Origin of the sequence: Methylobacterium sp. 275MFSha3.1 (genome assembly GCF_900108435.1) — a bacterium.
Classification (GTDB): Bacteria; Pseudomonadota; Alphaproteobacteria; order Rhizobiales; family Beijerinckiaceae; genus Methylobacterium.
The window spans coordinates 1-22,906 of record NZ_FNWP01000044.1 but is presented as its reverse complement, the minus strand read 5'-3'; the positions used below and the strand labels follow the sequence as shown (position 1 = coordinate 22,906).

Below are 22,906 nucleotides of genomic sequence, written 5' to 3'. Positions count from 1 at the left end.
GCGACCCGCTACGATCGCCTAGCCTGCAACTATCTCGCAGCCGTCGCGCTAGTTTCCTCTGTCATCGCATGGACCTGAATGAGTCCCCTACCTAGTCGTGGCTTGGTCGAGGCGGGCGAGCGAAACTCGTTCGGGCAGAAGCTGACCCTACAGGTCGGCGTCGTCGTTGTTAGACTGCGAGGCCGCAGAAGGGAGGAACAACGCTTGGTTCTCCCGCACGATGCCCTGGAGGAACGCCACGATCGCCTTCGCGCGGGCCGGCGCCCGCACTTCGATATGGGTAACGAGCCAGTAGGACCGGGTGAAGCGGATGCCCTCCGGCGCAATCCGCCGCAGGGTCCCGTGCCGGGCGGCCATGAAACAGGGCAGAATGCAAAGGCCGTAACCGCTCAGCGTGGCGCTGAGTTGGGTGATGATGTTCGAGATCTGCAGGTCCGCCCGCCGCCCCTGGATCAGCTCCGATAGGTAGTCGTGGGCGGGGGTGGGGATCATGTCGTGAATGTAGCCGATCAGGCGGACGCCGCCGTAGTCGAGGTCGTCCTCGTCCGGGCCGTGCTCCTGTAGGAACTGCGTGCTGCCGTAGAGGCCGTACTCATAGTTCGTGAGCTTCTGGGCACGAAGCGGACCGGCATTCGGCCGCTCCATGGTGACGGCGATGTCGGCCTCCCGCCGGGCAAGGCTGACGGCGCCTGGATCGGCGATCAGTTCGAGGGCGACCTCCGGGTGGCGCCCGGCCAGGGCTTGCAGGTGGTCGGCGAGGAAATAGGTGCCGAACCCTTCCGGAGTGGCGACCCGGACCGGCCCAGACATCTGCGCCTTGGCGTCCATCAGGTCTGAGGAGATGCGGATGGCCACCGCCTCGATCCGCTCGGCTTCGCCGACGAGGCCATGGCCTGCCTCGGTGAGGACGTAGCCGGTGAGCAGGCGGTCGAATAGCCGGACCTGGAGGGCGTTCTCCAGGGCCGTGATCCGGCGGCTCAAAGTCGAATGATCAACGCCGAGCTGCTGGGCAGCGACGGTCAGGCGCCCGGCGCGTACCACCGCGAGGAACGAGCGCAGGTCGTTCCAGTCAAAGTCCGGGCCATTGGAATTTCCGCACATCGAGCTTGCTCCGATCCGCATTTTCCTGCCGGACGTGCGCCGGTACAACCCCGCAACACGAGACAAAATTCATAGAGGGGGTGCGTTGTCGCCCCCCGATGGAGGAACGCCATGTCGATGTACGCCAAGCTTAAGCAGCGCGTGACGGAGGGCTGTCCAGCCCGCGTCGGCCTGATCGGCGCCGGCAAATTCGGCTCGATGTTCCTGTCGCAGGCTTGGCGGACCCCGGGCATCCACCTCGTCGGCGTTTCCGACCTGTCGCCGGCCAACGCCAAAGCCTCGATGCGCCGGGTCGGCTGGCCCGACGAGCGATCACAGACCTCCTCCCTGGAGGAGGCATCCCGGACGCAGAAAACCTTCGTCACCGATGACACCGCGGCGATGATCGCCAGTCCCTTCATCGACATCGTCATCGACGCAACCGGCAGCCCCGCCGCCGGCATCCGCCATGTGCTCGCAGCCTGCGCTCACCGGAAGCACATCATCATGGTCAACGTCGAGGCCGATGCGCTCGCCGGCCCGCTGCTGGCCCGCCGGGCCGCTGAGGCGGGGATCGTTTACTCCATGGCCTCGGGTGACCAGCCGGCCCTCATCGCCGAGCTGGTGGACTGGGCACGCACCATCGGGTTGGAGGTGATCTGCGCCGGCAAGGGCACCAAGTACCTTCCGGCCTACCATCAGTCGACGCCGGACACGGTGTGGGGCCATTACGGCTTTAGCGAGGAACAGGTCGCCGGCGGCGACTTCAACCCGCAGATGTTCAACTCCTTCCTCGACGGCACCAAGTCCGCCCTGGAGATGGCGGCAGTAGCCAACGGCTGCGACCTCAGCCCGCCGGATGACGGCCTCGCCTTCCCGGCCTGCGGCGTCGACGACCTGCCGAGCGTGCTCCGTCCGGTCTCTGAGGGCGGCATCCTGCCCAAGAAGGGCACCGTCGAGGTGGTCTCGTCCATCGAGCGCGACGGGCGCCCGGTGTTCCGCGACCTGCGCTGGGGCGTCTACGCGGTGTTCGAGGCGCCCAACCAGTACGTGATGGACTGCTTCGACCAGTACGGCCTGAAGACCGACGACACTGGCCGCTACGCCGCGATGTACAAGCCCTACCACCTGATTGGGCTCGAACTCGGCACCTCGGTGGCGAGCATCGCCACCCGGGGCGAGCCCACCGGCTCCACGAACGACTGGCGCGGCGACGTCATCGCAGTCTCCAAGCGGGCTCTCCAAGAGGGCGAGATGCTGGACGGCGAGGGCGGCTACACGGTCTACGGCAAGGTCGTACCGGCCGAGACGTCTCTGCGGGTCGGCGCCGTGCCGATCGGCCTCGCCCACGGCCTCAAGCTGAAGAACGCGGTGGCCGCCGGCCAGCCGGTCCGCTGGTCGGACGTCGCTTATGACGCCGCCAACCAAACCATCGCCTTTCGCCAGGAGATGGAATCGGTCTTTCGCGCCGAGAAGGGCCTTGAGCGCACCTGAGCCACGCCACCACGACAATTGAGCCAGTCCGCGGCACGGGTCGAAGGTCCCAGAGGGCGAGAAGCCCCTGGCCCGACCCGCCACGAGATCAGGCCGCTTTCTGGGAGACACGCCACATGATCCTTTCGCGACGCATCCTTCTCAAGACGGCCCTCGCCTCGATGGCGGTGGCGAGCCCCTTTGTGAGCCGGGCCTGGGCTCAGGCGCCGCAATTCACATATAAGTTCGCCAACAACGCCCCGGCGACACACCCGATCAATGTCCGCGCGCAGGAGGCCTCGCAGAAGATCCTGGCCGAGACCAACGGCCGCTTCGAACTCAAGGTCTTCCCGAACAACCAGCTCGGTGGCGACCAGGACGTGCTCGGCCAGCTGCGCTCCGGGGCGGTGGAGTTCTTCGTCCTCTCGCCGCTCATCCTCTCGACCCTGATTCCCAGCGCCTCGATCAGCGGCGTCGGCTTCGCCTTCGCCGACTACCCGGCGGTGTGGCGGGCGATGGACGGGGAGCTCGGCGCCTATGTCCGCGCCCAGATCGCCAAAGGCGGCCTGATCGCCATGGACAAGATCTGGGACAACGGCTTCCGTCAGATCACCACCTCGAACCGGCCGATCAACAGCCCGGCCGACCTCGCCAACTTCAAGATGCGCGTGCTGGCGAGCGCGATTTCGACCTCGATGTTCAAGGCGCTCGGCGCCTCGCCCACCACCATCTCCTTCGCCGAGACCTATTCCGCCCTCCAGACCAAGGTGACGGACGGCCAGGAAAACCCCCTGGCGCTGATCTCCACCGCCAAGCTCTACGAGGTGCAGAAGTACTGCTCCCTCACGAGCCACATGTGGGACGGGTACTGGTTCCTGGGCAACCGCCGGGCCTGGGAGCGGCTGCCGGCCGACGTCAAGGATGTCGTCGCCAGGAATATCAACGCGGCGGGCATGGCCGAGCGCGCCGACACCGAGGCGCTCAACTCCTCCCTCCAGGGGGACCTGACCGCCAAGGGGCTGGTGTTCAACAAGCCCGATCAGGCGCCCTTCCGCGACCAGCTGCGCAAGGCCGGCTTCTACGACGAGTGGAAGCGCAAGTTCGGTGACGAGGCCTGGGGCCTCCTGACCAAGACCTCCGCCGGGGGCCTCGACTGAGCATGGCCCACGCGACGCATCTCGATGCGGGGACACTCGCCACCCCCGTCGGCCTCGATCCCCGGCGCCGCTGGGCTCTGAAGGCTAGCGCCCTCCTCAAGCCGATCGTTGAGATTCCGGCAGCCCTCATCCTCATGGCCGAGATCGTGGTGCTGCTGGGCGGCGTGGTCAGCCGCTACCTCTTCGAGTCGCCGCTGATCTGGTCGGACGAACTCGCGAGCATCCTATTCCTGTGGCTCGCCATGCTCGGCTCCGTCCTCGCCTTCCAGCGGGACGAGCACATGCGCATGACGGCGGTGGTGGCGATGATGTCGCCCGGCCTCCGGGCCTTCTTCGACGTCATCGCCATCGTGGCGCCCCTGGCCTTCCTTGTGGTCGTCTGGCACCCGGCCTACGAGTTCGCGGTAGAGGAGTCCTTCGTCACGACCCCGGCGCTCGAACTGTCGAACGCGTGGCGGGCGGCCGCCCTGCCCATCGGCCTCGGCCTGATGGGGCTCGTGGCCTTCCTGCGCCTCGCCGCCGTGGGGGACCGCCGCCACATCCTCGGAGCGGTCGCGGTGGTGGGGGCGACGGTCGCCCTGTTCGTGGCCCTGGCCCCGGTGCTCCAGCCGCTGGGCAACGTCAACCTCGTGATCTTCTTCGTCGGCCTCGTCGGCCTGATGGTGCTCGGCGCAGTGCCGATCGCCTTCGCCTTCGGGCTCGCCACCTTCGCCTACATCGTGCTGACGACGAGCACCCCCTCCATGGTGGTGGTCGGCCGCATGGACGAGGGGATGAGTCACCTCATCCTCCTTGCCGTGCCGCTGTTCGTCTTCCTCGGCCTGCTCATCGAGATGACCGGCATGGCCAAGGCCATGGTCGGCTTCCTGGCGAGCCTGCTCGGCCACGTGCGCGGGGGCCTGCACTACGTGCTGGTCGGCGCCATGTACCTCGTCTCGGGCATCTCCGGCTCCAAGGCCGCCGACATGGCCGCCGTCGCCCCGGTGCTGTTCCCGGAGATGAAGGCCCGGGGCGTCAAGGAGGGCGACCTCGTGGCGCTTCTCGCCGCCACCGGCGCGCAGACCGAGACGATCCCGCCCTCCATCGTGCTCATCACCATCGGCTCGGTTACGGGCGTCTCCATCACCGCCCTGTTCACCGGCGGCCTGCTTCCGGGCCTCGTGCTCGGCCTGATCCTCTGCGCCCTCGTCTGGTGGCGCTACCGCGGCGAGGACCTCAGCCACATCAAGCGCCCGTCCCGGGCGGTGATCGGCCGAGCCTTCGTCGTGGCGATCCCGGCGCTGGCACTTCCCTTCGTGATCCGCTTCGCGGTGGTCGAGGGCATCGCCACGGCCACCGAGGTCTCGACCATCGGCATCGCCTACTCCTTCGTAGCGGGCCTACTGATCTACCGGCAGTTCGACTGGCGGCGGCTCTACCCGATGCTGGTGACGACGGCGGCCCTGTCGGGAGCAATCCTGCTCATCATCGGCGCGGCCACGGGCATGGCATGGTCGCTGACGCAATCGGGCTTCTCGGCCTCGCTGGCGACCTTCATGACCGGGCTGCCCGGCGGCATCCCGACCTTCTTGGCCGTCACCATCGTCGCCTTCGTGATCCTCGGGAGCGTCCTGGAGGGTATCCCCGCCATCGTACTGTTCGGACCGCTGCTGTTCCCCATCGCCAAGCAGGTGGGGGTCAATGAGGTGCACTACGCGATGGTTGTGATCCTCTCCATGGGCATCGGCCTGTTCGCACCACCCTTCGGTGTCGGCTACTACGCCGCCTGCGCCGTGAGCCGGATCCATCCCGACGCGGGAATGCGGCCCATCGTCGGCTACATGCTCGCCCTCCTGATCGGGACGATCATCATCGCCGCCGTGCCGTGGATCTCGACGGTTTTCCTCTAAGAAATCCCGAGATCCCAAAGGGCGAGCCCTTTGGTGGGGTCTAGGGGCCAAGCTCCTGGATAACTCGGCCCCGGGGAGACGCGGGGCGCCGCCCCGCACCCGCCAGAGGGCTCGGCCCTCTGGACACCCATGACCTTCATGCCATCACCGAGGCTCCTTCTATGTCCATCGCTGCGATCGGCTTCGCGCTCCCCAACGGTTGCCGGATCACCCACGGTACCGGCGCGAACGTGAAGACCCCGTTCAAGACCATCCCGCTCACGATGCACGAGCTGTATCCCGGCGGCACGCTGACCACACCCTCGACCCAGCGCGGGCAGCTCGGCTTCATCCCCTTTACCCATGAGCTTCGCCTGCCCCGGCACGTTCATGTCACCATGGCCGAGCGCGACGAGGACCGGCGGCTCTTGGCCGAGCGCATCCTCGTGACCGGCGGCGTCGGCCTCGTGGAATTGAACGGCGAGATCTACGTGATCCCGCACGGCTGTCTCGTGGATATTCCCGAGGGAGTCCCCCACACCTGGAGCGCCTGCCCCCCGGGCGTCGCTATGCCCGACGGCACGACGTCCACGGGCCAGTTCTTGATGGTCTACGACTACGCCGAGCCTACGAGCTTCTTCCCGGTGGAGGGGACGCACACCCTGAACTCGATGGCGGATTACGTCCGCTACGACGGCAAGCTCGCTGATATCTGCTTCCCGACCCTCACGGCTGAGCAGGTCAAGACCAAGTCTGCGTTCGTCTGGAACGACAGCCTGATCGGCCCCGGCCAGGGACCGCACTGACCCCTCCCCCGCACCCCCGACGACGCAGGATTGCCATGACTTCAAGCGCGACCCGACCCATCGCGGACCGCCTCGCTGAGGGGCCCGTCGACTACCGCAACTACATCGACGGCCGGTTCGTGGACGGCGGCGACTTCATTGAGGTGACGAACCCCGCCGACGGCCGCCTCCTGGGGCGCGTCCCCGAGAGCGGCGCCGACACCGTGGACGCCGCCGTGACCGCCGCCCGCCGAGCTCAGTCCGCCTGGGAAAAGCGTCCGCCCATCGAGCGCGCCGATTACCTGCGGCAGATCTCGGCCAAGGTGCGCGAGCACCGGGTGGAACTCGCCGACATCATCGTGCGGGAGCAGGGCAAGGTCCGGCCGCTCGCCGAGGTCGAGGTCGACTTCACCGCCAGCTACATCGACTACATGGCCGAGTGGGCCCGCCGGCTTGAAGGTGAGGTCATCACCAGTGACCGGCAGGACGAGACGATCCTCCTGCTGCGCAAGCCCATAGGGGTCGTGGCCGGCATCCTGCCCTGGAACTTCCCGTTTTTCCTCATCGCCCGCAAGCTCGCCCCGGCGCTGGTCACCGGCAACACCATCGTCATCAAGCCGAGCGAGGAGACGCCGATCAACGCCTTCGTCTTCGCCGAATTGCTGGCCGAAACGGACCTGCCCCCTGGCGTCGTGAACATCATCGGCGGCCGGGGCGCCGCCACCGGCCAGGCCATGGTCGAGCACCGCAGCGTCGATCTCGTGACCTTTACCGGCAGCGTCACCACCGGCTCGCGGATCATGCAGACCGCCGGCCGCAACCTCACCAGGGTCAACCTCGAACTCGGGGGCAAGGCCCCGGCGATCGTGCTGGCCAGCGCCGACCTCGATCTCGCCGCCAAGGCGATCTACGATTCGCGCGTCATCAACACCGGACAGGTGTGCAACTGCGCCGAACGGGTCTACGTCGAGCGCGCGGTCCATGATGCGTTCATCGACAAGCTAAAGGGCTTGTTCGAGGCGACCCGCTACGGCGACCCGTCGCTGGAATCGGACCTGCACATGGGGCCGCTGGTTAACAGAATAGGCCTCGACAAGGTCGCCCAGGCCGTCGACCGCGCCCGCGAGCAGGGCGCCACAGTGGTCACCGGTGGTCGAATTGCCGACCGGTTCTCGGGCTTCCACTACGAGCCGACGGTAATCACGGGCGTGGGCGCCAGCCACGATATCATGCGCAGCGAGACCTTCGGGCCGGTCCTGCCGGTCCAGGTGGTGGACAGCCTCGACGAGGCCATCGCGCTCGCTAACGACTCGGAATATGGCCTTACTTCGTCGATCTTCACCAACGACCTGAACGCGGCCCTCCAGGCCAGCCGGGAGCTGAAGTTTGGCGAGACCTATATTAACCGGGAGCATTTCGAGGCCATGCAGGGCTTCCATGCAGGCCGCCGCAAATCAGGAATAGGCGGAGCGGACGGCAAGCACGGACTATATGAGTTCACCGAAACGCACGTTGTCTACATTCAGGGACGGTAGACCGATTTTATCAGCTGGGGGCGGAGATACGCCCCTCACGCCCAGCTTCTTTGAAAGCCCCTGCAACCGACGCCATGCGCATCAAAAATTGCTACAATTTTCACGACTTCCGCCGCTACGCGAAAAGTCGACTACCTAGGCCGATCTTTGACTATATCGATGGCGCTGCCGATGACGAAATCACCTATCGGCGCAACACCGCTTCCTTCGAGACCTGCGACCTTATCCCAAATGTGTTGAGGGGCGTGCGCGACATTGACATGTCCGTGACCGTGATGGGCCAGCAGCTCGCCATGCCGGTTTACTGCTCGCCTACCGCCCTCCAGCGGCTGTTCCACCACCAGGGGGAGCGGGCTGTCGCCGCTGCAGCGGCGAAGTACGGTACGATGTTCGGCGTGTCCTCCCTCGGCACCGTAAGCCTAGAAGAGGCCAGGGCGATCAGCGACGGCCCGCAGGTCTACCAATTTTATTTTCACAAAGATCGTGGCCTGAATCGCGAGATGATGGCAAGAGCCAAGTCCGCCGGCATTAACGTCATGATGCTGACCGTCGACAGTATTACCGGCGGCAACCGCGAGCGCGACAAGCGCACCGGCTTCGCAATCCCCTTTCGGCTGACGCTTGCCGGGCTCGCACAGTTCGCCATGAAGCCCGCTTGGGGAATCGACTATGTGACCCATGAGAGGTTCAGGCTGCCGCAGTTGGAGAACCACGTCGACATGGGCGGGGGCGCCCTCTCTATCAGCCGCTACTTCACCGAGATGCTCGATCCGGCTCTCTCATGGGACGACGTATCTGAGATGGTACGCGAATGGAATGGTCAGTTTTGCTTGAAAGGAGTTATGTCCATCGAGGATGCTAAGGAGGCGGTGCGGATCGGATGTACCGGCATCGTCCTGTCCAATCACGGCGGGCGCCAGCTAGACGGCTCGCGGGCGGCCTTCGACCAGCTTGCTGAGATCGTCGATGCGGTGGGGGACCAGATCGACGTGATTATGGACGGCGGAGTGCAGCGCGGCACGCACGTGCTGAAGGCCCTGGCGCTGGGGGCGAAGGCGGTCGGGGTGGGCCGGTACTACCTCTTCCCCCTCGCCGCCGCTGGCCAAGCCGGCGTGGAGCGTGCCCTCGAACTTATGAAAATTGAGATCGAACGCGACATGAGGCTGATGGGCTGCAATTCCGTGCGCAACCTGAACCGCGAACATATCCGCTTCCGCTGATTGCGCGAAGGCTCTGTTTTTATTGATCTCGGGATCGGAGTAAATCTCGGTCCCTGAATTGCCCATGCGAAGCGCCTACGCTCTTACGGCATGGCCCGATACAGGGCGAGCATCATTCCCTATGACGATGGAGGGGCAAGAGAGCAAGCCTCCTCAGAAGCGATCATTCCGCTTACGGCCAAACCCGATCTACCGCTGAGCTCTTATTGTTGCCGTACTGGCCCCGTCTCCGCGCGCCCAGGAGCAAACAACGGGTCTGCATGTCCGACAACGGCTGCATCATCCACGAGGGTCGGGTTTCGACGCTGCGAGTGGATCAAACCTCTCTATGATAGTTTATGAGCCAGTTTTTCAAGGAATTTTCCGCCAAGCCACGTTTTTCCGCCAGGCATTCATAGTTGCGAGCTTGCCAGTGAAATGCATCCGCCTCACACAAATCCTATAGGTTCGACAGCCTTAATTTCTGTCGAAAATTTCATCGCCAGATCAGGATTGGCCGTAGGACCTATAGTTCTTTGGCGTGAGTCCCGTCACTCGGCGAAACGCTGTCGCTAGATGGCTCTGGCTCGAAAAGCCCGTATCCAGCGCGATCGAGGTGATGGTGAGATCAGTCGAGAGCAGCAGGTTTTTGGCCCGCTCCACTCGGCGTGACAGCACGTATTGATGGACCGTCGTTCCCAACTGCCGGAGGCAGGCGCGGGACAAAGAGCGCGGGGACACACCGACCACGCCTGCGATGGCCTCAAGGGATAGATCTTCGGCGAGGTGCTCCTCGACCAAATCGCGGACCCGCCGCATCTCGCCGCAATTGAGCACCTCCCTCTCCGGCCCCGTCCGTGAGGAGCGGCCGTTCTCCGTGTAGATCCGGACGAGACGTACGACCATGGCGTGGACCAACTCGTCGACGTAGAGCGCTGACGAGGGATCCGGCTCCTCCCGCATGATCTCCAGGATAGCCAGTGCCAACTGCTCCAGGAGAGGGTCGGACGTCCCGAGCGGAACGTCGAGTTCGACGCGTGAGGCGGTCGCGCTGCACATCTGGCGCGCGGTGTCGTCGATCAATCCCTGGCGGAGATGCATCGCCAGCATCTCGGAGCGCCCCCGTCTCTGCCATTCGCTCTCGTCATGGGCCGGAATCAGGTGGAACTGGCGGGGACGCAGCGTGAGCGTTTCAGTCGTGCCGCCGCGCCCGATCCGCCGGCGGATCTGGGCGGGACGATTGACGCAATAGCCGAGGCAGGGGTTGCCGACCGGGTCGAGTGTCCCCGTCCAGGGGTCAACGGCGACGTGCTGCGCGTGAATGTTCCGCCAGCCCCGCCCCGTGCTGCGGGCCAATGCAATGTTCTTCGGCCAGGAGCCGATGTCACGCGTCTGCATCGTCGTGACCGTCATGTCCCCAATCTCACTGATACGCCCCGCCGGCGCATCCTCGCCTCACGATGTCCGGAATCTGTTCGAACCCGGCATGAATTTGGAAGAACGCCTCCATAGGCTAAGCGCAGTCTGGCGCTCGAACAAGTCATCGACTGAGAAGATACAGGCATCTAGCTGCCCGTTCATCGCAGTATTGGCTTATTTTTCGAGCAGATCGCTCGCTTCTCCGGCAGGATGCTTGGCCGGACGGGGCGGGCGGGGAGACGAAGCCCGATGTCCTCACTGTTCAGCGAACTCCGGGTTCGCGACGTCACGCTTCGCAATCGCATCGCGGTCTCGCCAATGACCCAGTTCTCGTCGCCGGACGGACTCGTGAACGACTGGCACCTGGCGCATCTGGGCTCGAAGGCGGCAGGGGGCGCCGCCCTCGTCATGGTGGAGCAGGCGGCCGTCTCGCCGGAGGGCCGCATGTCCACCCAGTGCGCCGGTATCTGGAACGACGAGCAGGGCGAGGCCCTGGCGCGCATCGCCCGCTTCGTGGCGTCCGTCGGCGCGGTCCCCGGCATCCAGCTCGGCCACACCGGCCGTCGGGGCTGCGTCGAGCCTCCATGGAAGGGCGGCGGCCATCTGCCGGACGACCATCCCGACGCGTGGGAGATGATCGGCCCCTCCGCCGACGCCTTCGGCGGAGCCATGCCGCGGGTCCCCCGCGCCATGACGCACGACGATATCGCGACGGTGACGCGCCAATACGCCGAGGCCGCGCGCCGCGCGCGGGAGGCCGGCTTCCGGTGGCTGGAGATCCACTGTGCGCACGGCTTCCTGCTGTCGAGCTTCTTCTCGCCTTTGGCCAACCGGCGCACCGACGCATATGGTGGCGACTTCGCCGGGCGCAGCCGATTGCTCATCGAGGTCTTCGAGGCGGTACGCTCGGAATGGCCCGAGCGGCTGCCGCTCTCCATGCGGTTCGGCGTGACGGAGTTCGCGCCCGGCGGCCAGACCATCGACGAGTCGGTCGAATTGGCCCGGCTGCTCGCCCCTCGGGGTCTCGATCTCGTGGACGTGTCCTTCGGCGGCAACTCGGGCCGCGCCCAGACGCCGTGGGACGAGGAGGGGTTCATGGTCCCGGCGGCGCAACGCATCCGGGAGGAGGCGGGCGTCCTGACCGCCGCGAACTGGAACCTCGCCGATCCCGTGTTCGCGGAGGCGATTGTCAGAGAAGGTCAGGTTGACCTCGTCATGCTCGGCCGGCCGATGCTCGCCAACCCCCATTGGCCCGTCTACGCGGCGATGGTCCTGGGCGAGGCACGTCCCTACGACATGCTGCCGGTCCAGTTCAGCACGTGGCTCAACAAGTATCAGCGTAGCCGCGTCAACAACGGCTTCGGCCGCGTAGTCGCAGACGCTCCGGGCAATGCGCCGAAAGCTGCCGAGTAATCCTCGATCCCACCCCTGTTTGTCCCACTGCTCTGAGCCAGAGTGCGACTGATGCCCGCCCAACGAACACCGACCGCGGCGCCGAACAACGACCTGCCGCAAGCCCGCCTCGGATGGATCATGGCCGCCATCCAGACGCTGATCTACGGCAGCTTCGTCGGCACCTTCATCGTCTCGCCCGCCACCATGACGCGGCCGATCGCACCCGGGATGGCCGTGACGGTCGGCACCGTCGGCGGTCTCCTCGCCATCCTGTCCACCATGATCCTGACGGGACTCTACGTCCTGCTCGCCAACCGTCTCACCGCGCGCTGAGGAGGCAGACACGATGCGAAGGTCCATTCTTGCTGTCACACTGCTCCTGAGCGCTACCGCCCCGGCGCTCGCGGCCGAAAGCGGCGACCTCAACACCGCAGCGATTGGGATGTTCGTCGGCATCGTTCTCGTAACGCTGGGCATCACCTACTGGGCGGCGCGGCGCGCCCATTCGGCCGACCAGTTCTATGCCGCGGGCGGTCAGATCTCCGGCTTCCAGAACGGCATCGCCCTGGCCGGCGACATGATTTCGGCCGGCGCGCTCCTCGGGCTTGCCGGTCTGATCTGCTCCTCCGGCTTCGACGGCCTGATCTTCGCCGTCGGCTACGCGACCGGCCTGCCCTTCGTCGTCTTCCTGGTGGCTGAGCGGCTGCGAAAGCTCGGGCGCTACACGGTGGCCGATGTCCTGGCGACGCGCTTGTCGGAGACACCGATCCGCATCTTCACCGCGATCGCGACCCTCATCATCGTGATGTTCTACCTCATCGCCCAGATGGTCGGGGCGGGCCAGTTGATCCGGCTGTTGTTCGGGCTCGATTATCTTTATGCGCAGATCCTCGTGGGCGCGCTAATGATCTGCTACGTGATGTTCGGCGGCATGGTGGCGACGACCTGGGTTCAGATCGTCAAGGCGGCGCTGCTGCTCACGGCTGGCATCGCGATCTCGCTGCTCGTTCTGGCTAAATTCGGCTTCGACTATAATACCCTCGTCGCCGGGGCCATCGCAGTGCATCCGAGGCACGCCGCGATCATGATGCCACAAGTCTATTCGGGGAGCGTCTGGCAATCGGTCTCTCTCGGCATGACCCTGATGCTCGGGGCGGCGGGCCTGCCGCACGTCCTGATGCGCTTCTTCACCGTCCCGGACACCCGTGCGGCCAGGGTGTCGGTCTTCTGGGCCGTGATGTGCCAGAGTGGTTTCTTCGCGCTCATCTTCGTGATCGGGTTCGGAGCGCTGGCCATCATCGGCGGAGATCCGGCCTATCTCGACGCCAAGGGCGCTATCCGTGGCGGCGGCAACATGGCCACTATTCATCTATCCCACGCGCTGGGCGGCGACACGCTCATGGGGCTCGTCTCCGCCGTGGCCTTCGCCACGATCCTGGCGGTGGTCGCGGGGCTGACGCTGACGGGCGCCTCGGCGGTCTCGCACGACCTCTACGCCCGCATCATTGGCCGGGGCCGGACGACCGAACGCAGCGAGATCCGAGCGTCACGGCTCGCCACCGTCGGCCTCGGCATCCTGTCAGTGCTGCTCGGCATCGCCTTCCAGACCCAGAACGTCGCCTACATGATCAGCCTCGCCTATGCGGTGAGCTGCAGTTCGACCCTGCCCTTGCTGATCCTGGCGCTGTACTGGGGCGGGCTGACGACCCGAGGCGCGATCGCAGGCGGCGTGATCGGCCTCGTTGGCGCCGTCGCCCTCACAGTACTCGGGCCACCGGTCTGGGTGAAGGTGCTCGGCAACGCCGCCCCAATCTTCCCGCTCGATCCCCCGACCATCGTCACGATGCCGCTGGCGTTCCTCACGGCCTTCGTGGTCTCGGTCATGGATAGGAGGCCGGTATCGGCGTCGGCAATATCCCCAGCGGCCTGACACCGATCTTGCACGGCCTCGCGTTCTCGACGGATGCGAGGCCACGTCAGACGCCCGCGATCTGTAACCAAAGCTGTCACTGGTTCGTATGCCCTTGAGGGAAATTGGTACGTACGCTTCACCGGCGCGACTTGCCCAAAGCGGAACTTCAGTTATCGGCCAAACCCGGTCGGCGGCTTTGCGCCCATCTCGGCCATTCGTCGGCCATCACCGGCATCCTCATAGCGGACATAGCGACGAACTGAATCGCGGCTCCCACTGGTGCTACGACCGGATTTTCGGCTTTGGCCGAATAGAGATCCGCCCTGGCCGCAAGGAATTATATCTTCCCTCTCCGAAAGAGCGGCAGCAACGTCGCTCAAAGCAATTTCGCCGGAGCCGGAGCCGGAGCCGGAGCCTACCTCCAGTCATTCCCACCGGAGCCTCTCTTCACTGTCTTGTAAACGGCCGAAGATTATAGTCCTGCGGCTTCGTTCGCTCGATCGCCGCAGCCGCCCGCACCACGTCGAACTCGCCGAGGCTGGGGCCCACGATCTGGATGCCGACGGGCATTCCATCCGAGGCAATCCCCGCGCAAACTGATGCTGCGGGCTGGCCTGTGAGGTTGAAGGGATAAGTGTAGAAGGCCCAGGAGACGAGGCTGCGATCTTCCAGTTCGTCTGGGATGTTCCGCCCTGCTTTCAAGGACGAGATAGGCAGTGTTGGCGACAGCAGGACATCGTAGTTGGCGAAAAAGCTGACCATTCGATCTCGCAGCGCATAGCGCGCGAATACGGTTTCGTAATAACTGCGCATCTCCTGTGCGAGTGCGGCGTCGAGCACGTCAGCCACTGCCGGGTCCAGGAGATCGCGGCGGGATTCGAGGACACCGCGCAGCCGTGTGCCGATGCCGGCGTAGAACTCGGCGGTCCAAAGATCTGCCGGGTCGGACTCGAACACGGCTTCGACCTCATCCACGACCGCGCCCTGGTCCGCCAGCGCCATCGCCGCGGCACCCGCGATGGCGGCGACTTCGGGGTTTGGCCGCGCGTAGCCGAGGGTCGCACTCCAGGCGACCCGTAGACCGGCCACGGAAGCCTTCGCCGCGCCCAGCAGGTCGGGCACGGGCCCGGCCACCGCGAACGGATCGCGCGGGTCGTGGCCGGCAACCGCACTCGTCAGCAGGGCGGCATCGGCCACGTTGCGCGCGAGAGAGCCGACATGGGCCAGGGTTGGCGTTGCAGAGGTCGGCCAGACCGGCACGCGTCCGAACTGAGCCTTGAGCCCGACGAGGCCGGTGAGCGCGGCTGGGATGCGCAGGGAGCCGCCGCCGTCGGTGCCTAGTGCGAAGGGCGTGATTCCAGCCGCAACCGATGCGGCCGCCCCGGCGCTCGATCCACCCGGCGTCTTCGTCAGGTCCCAGGGATGCCGGGTTATTCCGGTGAGCGGTGAATCGCCCACGGGCTTGGCTCCGAATTCGCTCGTCGTGGTCTTGCCGACGATGATCGCGCCTGCCGCGCGCAGTCTTTCGACCGAAGGGGCGTCGGCCGCGGCGATGTTCCCCGCCATAGCACGCGAGCCCAAGGCGTACGGTGCGTTTGCGACGGCAATCAGGTCCTTCACCGAGACTGGCAGGCCGTGGAGGAGCCCGAGCGGGGCGCCGCGCATCACCGCCTCTTCGGCGCGCTTGGCCGCGGCACGGGCCTCTTCCGGCATCAGGTGGCAGAAGGCGTTCAGCGTGCCTTGGCTGGCCTCTGCCCGCGTGAGGGCCCGCTCCGTGAGTTCTACCGGCGACACCGCGCGGGTCACGATCAGGCGCCTCAGCTCAAGCGCGGTCATGAAGTCGAGGTCGTTCGTCATCGCTCCGCTCTCCGCATTCCAGGTGCGGCGCCCCGCAGGGCGCCGCAGGCGCGTCAGTCGTTGACGATGGCGAAGGCACGGACCGGCGAGCCGGAGCCGCCCTTGAACTTCAGGGGGACGCCGAAGAACTGCACCTCGCCCTTACCCAGAAGCTCCTCCAGGTTCACCAGCCACTCCCAATGGCTCATGCCGAGGTCGCGGCAGAGGCGGTGCTGGGCGAAGATGTTGTCGCTCGGCTTGTCGGTCGAGGGACCTTCGACGCCCTGCATCTTCGAGCCGCGCTCGTACAGCCACTTCGTCGCTTCGGCTGTGAGCAGGGGGTTCTTCCACACCGAATCGACGCTCGGATAGTTGCGGGCGTGGAAGCCAGTGCAGAGCAGGACGATGTGACCATCGACCTTCACGCCACTCTTGGCCTCCGCCGCCTCCATGTCGGCGACGGTGATGTCGCCGAGATCGGGAATATGGCGCAGGTCGAAGCAGACCGCCTTGCCCATGAACATCTCCAGCGGCATCTCGTCGACGGGCTGTCCGTTCGGGTTCACGTGCAGGAACGCGTCCACGTGGGTGCCGACGTGATCGAGCATCGCGATGAAGTTGGTCTGGAAGGTCATCGCGTCGCCGGGGACGCCGAGTCCGAGGGCTGCCGAGCTCTCGTGGCTGAGATGGGTGGTGAGCACCGGCCGCTGGAAAAGCTTGTGGGCCGGCATGTTGTCTTCAATCAGGAGGCTCAGATCGACGACGCGCTGGGGCATGGCGGGTCCTTACAGGTCGTGGGGGATCGTTCGCGGAATGGGTGGATGCCGCGTCGGATTGGGTTTCTGGAGATGCCGCTCTCAGGCGGCTTTCTTCTTGCCGAGAAAGGTCTCCATGACCTCCGGATCGCGGGCGAGAAGTCCGCTCGGGCCGTCCCGCACCACGCGCCCCTGCGCCACCACGTAGGCGTGGTCGGCGATGGCGAGCGCGTAGGATGCGAGTTGCTCGACGAGAAGAATGGTGAGGCCCTGGCGGTTGAGGTCGCGCAGGACGCCGATCAGTTGTTCGACGACCCGCGGCGCGAGGCCGAGCGAGAGTTCGTCGATGACGAGGAGCTCGGGCTCGGCCATCAGACCCCGGGCGATGGCGAGCATCTGCTGCTCGCCGCCCGACATGCTGCCGGCGGGCTGATGCAATCGCTCGCGCAGGCGCGGAAAGAGGGCCAAGGCTCGCTCGAGCGTCTGCTTCGCCTGCGCGGTCTTGAGGCCGCCGTGGGTGTAGGCACCGAGGATCAGGTTGTCTTCGACGGTCTGGTCCGGGAAGATCAATCGTCCCTCGGGAACCATGGCGAGACCGCGCGCGACCTTGGCATGGGCGGGTAGCCGCGTAACCTCCTCGCCCTTGAACAGGACGCGGCCTCCGCTCGGGTGTACGAGCCCGGTGAGGCCGCGCATGAGCGAGGTCTTCCCGGCCCCGTTGTTGCCGATCACGGCGACCAGCTGGCCGCGCCGTACGGTCAGGCTCGCGCCGCGGAGGGCTGTTGCCGCGCCGTAGCGGACTTCCAGGTTCTCGACCACGAGAAGGGGCTCGTCGACCATCAGGCTGCCTCCTCGTCGAGGATGGCGGACGGGCCGCCGAAATAGGCTTCGATCACCCGCGGATCGGACTGCACCGCCTCCGGGCGGTCGCTCGCGATGATCTGGCCATAGTCGAGTACCGTCACGGTGTCGGCGACCGCCATGATGAGGTCGACGTGATGCTCGATGAGGAGCACCGAGACGCCGAGACCCGCGATCTTCCGGATCATGCCTTCCAGCTCGTCGATCTCCTGGGTGGTCAGGCCGGCGGCGGGTTCGTCGAGGAGCAGCAGGCGTGGCCGCGTGGCGAGAGCCCGGGCGATCTCCAAGCGGCGCTGGTGGCCGAAGGGCAGGAAGCGCGCCTGCTCGTTGGCCGCCTCGCTCAAGCCGACGAAGTCGAGCAGGCCGATCGCGACCGCGCGGCAGGCGGCCTCCTCGCGGCGGAAGCCGGGCGTGCGCAGGATCGCGCCCGGAAGGCCGTAGCCGTGATGGCTGAAGCCGCCCACCAAGACGTTCTCCAGCACCGTCATCTGCCCGAAGAGCTCGGTGTTCTGGAAAGTGCGGGCGAGACCGAGGCGAGCGATGCCGTGGACCTTGCGGCCGGCGAGATCGGTGCCGTCGAGTTGCACGCCTCCCTCGCTCGGCCGGTAGAAGCCCGAGATCGTGTTGACGAAGGTCGACTTGCCAGCCCCGTTCGGACCGATCAGGGCGTGGATCTCGCCCGGGGCGACTCGGACGCTCGCGGCGCTCAGCGCCGTGAGGCCGCCGAAGCGAACGGTGAGGCCGGCGGTCTCGAGGCTCGCGGGCTCGCGGCCCGCCAGGGTCTTGGCGGCGGGGATCCCCTCGGCTGGATCGACGCCGCGGGGGCCGGGGCGCAGGCGGGCGTAGACCTGGCCCAGCGTGCCAAGGATGCCGCCCGGCAGGCCGAACATCACCGCGAGGAGCAGGGCGCCATAGGCGAACTTTTGCCACTCGGCGAAGCGCTGCAGCACCTCCGGCAGGTAGGTGAGGATGAAGGCCCCAAGCACCGGCCCGAAGGTCGAGGCTGCCCCACCTAAGATCACCATCAGCAGGAAGCGGACGGAATCGGAGAAGGTGAAGATGTCGGGCGAGATGTAGGCGTTGAGGAAGGCGTAGAAGCTGCCGGCGATCCCCGCCGTGACCGCCGCGACCGCAAAGGCAAGCGTGCGGATCCCCGTTGCGCCGATGCCGAGGCTGCGTGCGGCCGTCTCGCTCTGGGCGACCGCCAGCATGGCGCGGCCGTAGCCCGAGTGCTTCAGGTTGTGCGTCGCCAGCGTGGCGAAGAAGAGCGTGACCGCGAGCACCGCGTAGAAGGCGTAGCCGGAGAGCGGATACCCGAAGAGGTTTGGGCCCGGGATTCCCGTCAGCCCCGTGGTCCCGCCGGTGAGGCTCTGCCACTCGATGGCGACGTTCTCGACGATGAGGCCGAACGCGATCGTCACCACCGCGAGATAGACGCCCCGCACCCGCACGCTCGGATAGGCGAGCGCAGCGCCGAAGAGGCCGGCGACCAGAGCGGCGCCCACGCTCGCGAGGACGAGGTCGAGACCGAACCGAATCGCTAGGATCGCGCCGGTATAGGCGCCGAGCGCGAACAGACCCGCCTGGCCCAGAGAGACGAGGCCGGTGAGGCCGACGAGGACGTTCAGGCCGACCGCGATCACGCCGTAGATCAGGAACAGCATGAACAGGCGCAGTTCGTACTCGTTGCCGGAGGTGAGCGGGACAGCGACGAGGATGGCCGCGAGCAGCGCGAAGCCGAGGATGTGGAGGGTCTTCATACCTTGAAGATCTCCCGGCGGCCGAACAGGCCCTGAGGGAAGGCGAGGAGCACGAGGATCATCGCGCTGAAGCCGACGATCTCGCGGGCCGCAGTCGAGATGTAGCCCTCGACGAACTTCTCCATGATGCCGAAGGCGAGGCCGGCCAGGACGACGCCGGGTCCGCTGGTGATGCCCCCGATGATGGCGACCGCGAAGCCCTTGAGCCCGAGCAGCACGCCCATGCTGGCCGAGACCTGGATGACGGGCGCGACGAGCACGCCCGCGCCCGCACCCAACAGGGCGGCGAGACCGAAGGAGAACATCACGATCCGATCGACGTCGATGCCCATCAGGGCCGCCGCATGCCGGTTGTGGGCCACCGCCTGCATCGCGCGCCCGACGAGGGTATGTCGCTGCATCACGTGGAGCGCGATCATCGCCAGCACTGCGACCGCCGGGATGACCATTTCCTGCGGATAGACGCCCGCACCGAAGATCGAGATCGCCCTAGCGACCCCGGGCGAGGGCAGCGGGCGGGAGAAGCCGCCGAACTGCATGGTGGCCAGCGACTCCGCCATGATGCCGACCGCGATCGTGGTCAGCATCCAGCCGATCGAGGCGTTCGCGCCGATGAAGGGCCGCACCGCGAAACGCTCCAGCACGACGCCGAACAGGGCCCCGCCCAGGATTGCCAGCAGGCAGGCGAGCGGCAGCGGCAGGCCGGCATCGACGCCCATCACCGCCAGCACGGCGCCGATCATCAGTGTGTCGCCGTGGGCGAAGTTCACGGCCCTGGCGGCCGACCACATGATGTGGAAGCCGAGCGCGACAAGGGCATAGATGCCTCCGATCGCGAGGCCCGAGAGGATGTATTGCAGGGCGGTCGTCATGGCTGCCGCGGAGGCTCCCGATGCGAGGCGGACGGGTCGTTCAGCGGAGTCGGGGCGGTCCGGTCCGGTGAGGGGGGATCCGGAAGAACCGCCCCGGCCCCTCCCGCTGGGGAAGGAGCGAGAGGCGCGCGCGCCTTCAATTCGTCTTGCCGTATGGGGTCTGAGCGATCGGCAGCAGCTTGCCGTCGGACCAGACGGTCAGCTTGTAGTAGCTCGGCAGGATCGCATCCTGGCGCTCGGGGTCGGAGGCGTCGAAGGCCGGGTCGTACTTGGCGACGAGGCCGTCGTACTTGACCTGGTAGAGCGCCTCGCGGACCTTCTTCCAGTCGTAGGCACCGGCCTTCTCGATCGCCTGCGCCACGATGTGGACGGCGTCGTAGGCGTTGGCGATGCCAGAGCCCATCTTGATCTGCGACGGGTCCTTCAGGCCGTACTTGGCCTGGATCTTCTGCCAGAGCGCCTGGCCCTTCGGGTCGAGGTCGCCCATGAAGCTGTAGGTCTGCACGACCTCGACGCCGTTGGCGAGCGGGCCGGCGAGTTCTCCGAGATTGCCGGCGATGCCCCAGGCACCGATGATCGTGGGCTTGTAGCCGACCTTGTCCATCGAACGGACGAGCTGGTTGCCTTCGCGGTCGAGAGCCCAGAACAGCGCCACGTCGGCACCGGAATCCCGAGCGCGGATCGCCTGGGCGGTCATGTCCTGGTCGTTCCAGTTGAAGGTTTCGGTAGCGACCAGCTCCTTGCCGGCCTTGGCTATCGCCGCCTTGACGTCCGGAACGGCACCGTTACCCCAGCCTGTGTTCTCGTAGAAGAATGCGATCTTGCCGGTCTTCGAGGCCTTTGCGGCCTGCTCGACCAAGAACCGGGCGACCCATTTGTCTTTGGCCGACACCCGGAACATGTAGTTCGGGTTGCGTCCATTCTCGATCGCTTGCGTGTTTGCGGCGAGCACGCCAACGAAAGGGATCCCGATGGCGTGCACCGGCTCTACTTGCGCCACGGAAACGGTCGAGTGGTATCCGCCCAGGATGACTACGCACTTGTCGGCCAGCGCGATGCGCCGGGTATTGTCGACGCCGCGCGGCGGTGCTCCGGCATCGTCGTACTGGACGAAGCGCAGCGGCTTGCCGAGCACGCCACCCTTTGCGTTGATCTCGTCGATGGCGATCTCGGCGCCCATCTTGATCGCCTGGCCGCCGAATGCCGCAGGCCCCGTGATCGCCGCGGAATTGCCGATGCAGGGCTCCTGCTGCGCCAGCGCAGTGCCGGGAACCGCTAGAGCCACGGGCGCAGCCAGGAAGAGGCCGCGCAAATACTTGTGCGCATCCATGGGATGGTCTCCAATTTCCTGATGGCGGCGCCGGTTTCTGCCCGATGCTCGTTCAGCCGGATCGAAGCTACGCAACGAAAACAGACGACATCAAAGACCAATTTCCAATATCAGCTATTGGAAATTCCTATCAGTATAGATCATAGGCGACCGAGGTTTTGCTGCGCTGCGATCAATCGCTTGCGCCAAATAGCTTTATTCCGATGGGATGCACATAGCTTGCGCATATTGCTCGGCGTTAGAGCAGTTTGACATCGAGGTGCAGCTTCGCGGATCCTTGAGGCGAATCTTCACCAGGATCGCCATGGATCTCCGCCAGCTTCGCTACTTCGCGCAGATCGCAGAGAGCGGGAATGTTTCGCGCGCCGCCGAGGTGCTGCGAGTCGCGCAGCCTTCGCTCAGCCAGCAGCTGCGCAACCTCGAAGACGAACTGGGCGTCGAGCTGCTGTTCCGCCACGCGCGCGGGGTGACACCGACCGAGCTCGGACTGAAATTCTACGACCATGCGCGACGTATCCTGCAGGAGGTCGAGCGTGCGAAGGAGGTCGTGCGCTCTCAGGCGACAAGCCCGAGCGGGCGCATCTCGGTCGGGTTGCCAACCTCGGCCTGCCGGGGCCTGTCGCTGCCGCTGTACCGTGCGATCTCCGAGGCACTACCAAACATCAGCCTGCACATCGTCGAAGCAATGAGCGGCACGCTCGACGAGTGGATCCAGTCGGGGCGCCTCGACGTCGCCCTGCTCTACGACCACAAGGCGTTCGAGCACGTGGCCTGGACTGAGATGATGGTTGAAGAGCTCATGTTCATCGTGCCAGCGACTCATCCGCTCGCCTCTCGCCGCGAGATTTCGTTCCGGCAAGTCTTTAACCAAACGCTCCCGGTTGTACTTCCGGGCCGACCAAACGTGCTGCGCACCGTGATCGAACAGCTCGCAGCTCGCCATGATATTACACCTGCGGCAACGGACTGCGAGAGCCTGCCCGCAATCGCGGAGCTCGTGCGCGCTCAGGCCTTTGCGGCCGTCATGCCGCATTTCGCCTTGGCTTCGGAGATCGAACGCGGCGAGATAGTTGCCATACCCATCGTCGATCCAACCCCGTCCTGGCGGCTCTCGGTCGTGGTATCGCAGCGAACCCTGAATGCCCGAGGCAGCGAGGCTGTTGCCGAAGTCTTGGCGGCCGTGATCGGAGATCTCGTCGAGCGGTCTGTCTGGCGCGCTCGCCTCAAGCTTTCGGATCGTCCCGCCCCTGTGCGAGCTCGCGCCTGAATGGCGTTGCCTGCTTCAGCCAACCGTTGCGAACCGTAAGAATGACTTGGGGCGTAGCGAGCCTGAGCTTGGCTTGCCATTCAACCTATCATCCGAAACTCCGCTGCGCCACGTTCCGCAGTATGCATATACGCTTGAGCCGTTGACCGATCAGGGTCATTTTGAAGCCCTCAGCTGAGCCGCGCCGGACGTCCGCTCAATGATAATCTGAGGCTCGAAGCAGATGGGGTGGATGGCTCCCGCTCCGACTGACGGCATCTCGGTGCCAAGATGTGGTTGCTGTCGAAGCAGCAGCCTCGCTGATGCAGGAGCCATCCCCATGGAGATCACCACCGTCGGCATCGATCTGGCCAAAAGCATCTTTCAGGTTCACGCCGTCGATGCAGCTGGGCACGTCGTCGT

Annotated in this window: 19 protein-coding genes; 10 read left to right on the top strand and 9 right to left on the bottom strand. The window is 65.8% G+C overall.

The annotated features are described in order from the left end of the window. Positions 1-147: 147 nt before the first annotated feature. The gene (locus BLW78_RS29125) at positions 148-1,101 is read right to left on the bottom strand and encodes a LysR family transcriptional regulator (protein WP_244527100.1); all 954 of its coding nucleotides are present in this window, start codon (positions 1,099-1,101) and stop codon (positions 148-150) included. A 111-nt stretch (positions 1,102-1,212) separates the two neighbouring features. Here BLW78_RS29125 and BLW78_RS29120 point away from each other — a divergent pair, with 111 nt between their 5' ends. From BLW78_RS29120 to BLW78_RS29095, 6 genes are all read left to right on the top strand, one after another. Further along, positions 1,213-2,574: an NAD(P)H-dependent oxidoreductase gene (locus tag BLW78_RS29120; protein ID WP_091683674.1), complete on the top strand. Its 1,362-nt coding sequence runs from the start codon at positions 1,213-1,215 to the stop codon at positions 2,572-2,574. A gap of 116 nt (positions 2,575-2,690) precedes the next feature. Further along, complete coding sequence (locus tag BLW78_RS29115) at positions 2,691-3,710, top strand: TRAP transporter substrate-binding protein (RefSeq protein ID WP_091683672.1); 1,020 nt, start codon at positions 2,691-2,693, stop codon at positions 3,708-3,710. Between the two features lie 134 nt (positions 3,711-3,844). Beyond that, positions 3,845-5,599: a TRAP transporter large permease gene (locus tag BLW78_RS29110; protein ID WP_244527101.1), complete on the top strand. Its 1,755-nt coding sequence runs from the start codon at positions 3,845-3,847 to the stop codon at positions 5,597-5,599. Between the two features lie 161 nt (positions 5,600-5,760). Then, a complete protein-coding gene (locus BLW78_RS29105; protein WP_091683668.1) occupies positions 5,761-6,384 on the top strand; it encodes a cupin domain-containing protein in 624 nt (207 codons plus the stop codon). A 35-nt stretch (positions 6,385-6,419) separates the two neighbouring features. Next, positions 6,420-7,898 (top strand): aldehyde dehydrogenase, encoded by a 1,479-nt coding sequence (gene aldA / locus BLW78_RS29100; protein ID WP_091683666.1) that lies wholly within the window; start codon positions 6,420-6,422, stop codon positions 7,896-7,898. A 74-nt stretch (positions 7,899-7,972) separates the two neighbouring features. Then, on the top strand, positions 7,973-9,118 hold the full coding sequence (locus BLW78_RS29095; protein WP_091683664.1) for an alpha-hydroxy acid oxidase: 1,146 nt from the start codon (positions 7,973-7,975) through the stop codon (positions 9,116-9,118). Between the two features lie 486 nt (positions 9,119-9,604). On the opposite strand, the gene BLW78_RS29090 is transcribed toward BLW78_RS29095, so the two are convergent. After that, a complete protein-coding gene (locus BLW78_RS29090) occupies positions 9,605-10,510 on the bottom strand; it encodes an AraC family transcriptional regulator (protein ID WP_091683662.1) in 906 nt (301 codons plus the stop codon). Positions 10,511-10,765: 255 nt separating this feature from the next. Between BLW78_RS29090 and BLW78_RS29085 the strand changes: the two genes are divergently transcribed. The 3 genes from BLW78_RS29085 to BLW78_RS29075 are packed head-to-tail and all read left to right on the top strand — an operon-like array spanning position 10,766 to position 13,841. Continuing rightward, a complete protein-coding gene (locus BLW78_RS29085) occupies positions 10,766-11,929 on the top strand; it encodes an NADH:flavin oxidoreductase/NADH oxidase (protein WP_091683660.1) in 1,164 nt (387 codons plus the stop codon). Between the two features lie 51 nt (positions 11,930-11,980). Next, complete coding sequence (locus BLW78_RS29080) at positions 11,981-12,244, top strand: DUF485 domain-containing protein (RefSeq protein ID WP_091683658.1); 264 nt, start codon at positions 11,981-11,983, stop codon at positions 12,242-12,244. Between the two features lie 13 nt (positions 12,245-12,257). Continuing rightward, entirely contained in the window at positions 12,258-13,841 is a 1,584-nt protein-coding gene (locus tag BLW78_RS29075; protein ID WP_091683656.1) for a sodium:solute symporter family transporter, read from the top strand. 429 nt (positions 13,842-14,270) lie between these two features. On the opposite strand, the gene BLW78_RS29070 is transcribed toward BLW78_RS29075, so the two are convergent. From BLW78_RS29070 to BLW78_RS29045, 6 genes are all read right to left on the bottom strand, one after another. Beyond that, positions 14,271-15,680 carry an amidase family protein gene (locus tag BLW78_RS29070; protein WP_091683654.1) on the bottom strand — a complete coding sequence of 470 codons (1,410 nt, stop codon included), beginning with the start codon at positions 15,678-15,680 and terminating at the stop codon, positions 14,271-14,273. Positions 15,681-15,733: 53 nt separating this feature from the next. After that, positions 15,734-16,435 (bottom strand): cyclase family protein, encoded by a 702-nt coding sequence (locus tag BLW78_RS29065; RefSeq protein ID WP_091683652.1) that lies wholly within the window; start codon positions 16,433-16,435, stop codon positions 15,734-15,736. 81 nt (positions 16,436-16,516) lie between these two features. Further along, a complete protein-coding gene (locus BLW78_RS29060) occupies positions 16,517-17,254 on the bottom strand; it encodes an ABC transporter ATP-binding protein (RefSeq protein ID WP_091683650.1) in 738 nt (245 codons plus the stop codon). After that, positions 17,254-19,035 (bottom strand): branched-chain amino acid ABC transporter ATP-binding protein/permease, encoded by a 1,782-nt coding sequence (locus tag BLW78_RS29055; RefSeq protein ID WP_091683648.1) that lies wholly within the window; start codon positions 19,033-19,035, stop codon positions 17,254-17,256. The genes BLW78_RS29060 and BLW78_RS29055 overlap by 1 nt, the downstream gene beginning before the upstream one ends. Next, entirely contained in the window at positions 19,032-19,907 is an 876-nt protein-coding gene (locus BLW78_RS29050) for a branched-chain amino acid ABC transporter permease (RefSeq protein WP_091683646.1), read from the bottom strand. The genes BLW78_RS29055 and BLW78_RS29050 overlap by 4 nt, the downstream gene beginning before the upstream one ends. Positions 19,908-20,043: 136 nt before the next feature. Beyond that, positions 20,044-21,237, bottom strand: a complete 1,194-nt coding sequence (locus BLW78_RS29045) for an ABC transporter substrate-binding protein (protein WP_091683644.1) — start codon at positions 21,235-21,237, stop codon at positions 20,044-20,046. Between the two features lie 304 nt (positions 21,238-21,541). Between BLW78_RS29045 and BLW78_RS29040 the strand changes: the two genes are divergently transcribed. Next, positions 21,542-22,504 (top strand): LysR family transcriptional regulator, encoded by a 963-nt coding sequence (locus BLW78_RS29040; RefSeq protein WP_091683677.1) that lies wholly within the window; start codon positions 21,542-21,544, stop codon positions 22,502-22,504. 196 nt (positions 22,505-22,700) lie between these two features. On the opposite strand, the gene BLW78_RS31650 is transcribed toward BLW78_RS29040, so the two are convergent. Continuing rightward, the coding region (locus BLW78_RS31650) for a hypothetical protein (RefSeq protein WP_210186905.1) at positions 22,701-22,906 on the bottom strand (206 nt) is incomplete at its 5' end.

Excerpts from the sequence above, each read along its gene's own strand:
- BLW78_RS29125 (WP_244527100.1), bottom strand. The coding sequence starts at position 1,101 with ATGTGCGGAAATTCCAATGGCCCGGACTTTGACTGGAACGACCTGCGC.
- BLW78_RS29120 (WP_091683674.1), top strand. The coding sequence starts at position 1,213 with ATGTCGATGTACGCCAAGCTTAAGCAGCGCGTGACGGAGGGCTGTCCA.
- BLW78_RS29115 (WP_091683672.1), top strand. The coding sequence starts at position 2,691 with ATGATCCTTTCGCGACGCATCCTTCTCAAGACGGCCCTCGCCTCGATG.
- BLW78_RS29110 (WP_244527101.1), top strand. The coding sequence starts at position 3,845 with ATGGCCGAGATCGTGGTGCTGCTGGGCGGCGTGGTCAGCCGCTACCTC.
- BLW78_RS29105 (WP_091683668.1), top strand. The coding sequence starts at position 5,761 with ATGTCCATCGCTGCGATCGGCTTCGCGCTCCCCAACGGTTGCCGGATC.
- aldA (WP_091683666.1), top strand. The coding sequence starts at position 6,420 with ATGACTTCAAGCGCGACCCGACCCATCGCGGACCGCCTCGCTGAGGGG.
- BLW78_RS29095 (WP_091683664.1), top strand. The coding sequence starts at position 7,973 with ATGCGCATCAAAAATTGCTACAATTTTCACGACTTCCGCCGCTACGCG.
- BLW78_RS29090 (WP_091683662.1), bottom strand. The coding sequence starts at position 10,510 with ATGACGGTCACGACGATGCAGACGCGTGACATCGGCTCCTGGCCGAAG.
- BLW78_RS29085 (WP_091683660.1), top strand. The coding sequence starts at position 10,766 with ATGTCCTCACTGTTCAGCGAACTCCGGGTTCGCGACGTCACGCTTCGC.
- BLW78_RS29080 (WP_091683658.1), top strand. The coding sequence starts at position 11,981 with ATGCCCGCCCAACGAACACCGACCGCGGCGCCGAACAACGACCTGCCG.
- BLW78_RS29075 (WP_091683656.1), top strand. The coding sequence starts at position 12,258 with ATGCGAAGGTCCATTCTTGCTGTCACACTGCTCCTGAGCGCTACCGCC.
- BLW78_RS29070 (WP_091683654.1), bottom strand. The coding sequence starts at position 15,680 with ATGACGAACGACCTCGACTTCATGACCGCGCTTGAGCTGAGGCGCCTG.
- BLW78_RS29065 (WP_091683652.1), bottom strand. The coding sequence starts at position 16,435 with ATGCCCCAGCGCGTCGTCGATCTGAGCCTCCTGATTGAAGACAACATG.
- BLW78_RS29060 (WP_091683650.1), bottom strand. The coding sequence starts at position 17,254 with ATGGTCGACGAGCCCCTTCTCGTGGTCGAGAACCTGGAAGTCCGCTAC.
- BLW78_RS29055 (WP_091683648.1), bottom strand. The coding sequence starts at position 19,035 with ATGAAGACCCTCCACATCCTCGGCTTCGCGCTGCTCGCGGCCATCCTC.
- BLW78_RS29050 (WP_091683646.1), bottom strand. The coding sequence starts at position 19,907 with ATGACGACCGCCCTGCAATACATCCTCTCGGGCCTCGCGATCGGAGGC.
- BLW78_RS29045 (WP_091683644.1), bottom strand. The coding sequence starts at position 21,237 with ATGGATGCGCACAAGTATTTGCGCGGCCTCTTCCTGGCTGCGCCCGTG.
- BLW78_RS29040 (WP_091683677.1), top strand. The coding sequence starts at position 21,542 with ATGGATCTCCGCCAGCTTCGCTACTTCGCGCAGATCGCAGAGAGCGGG.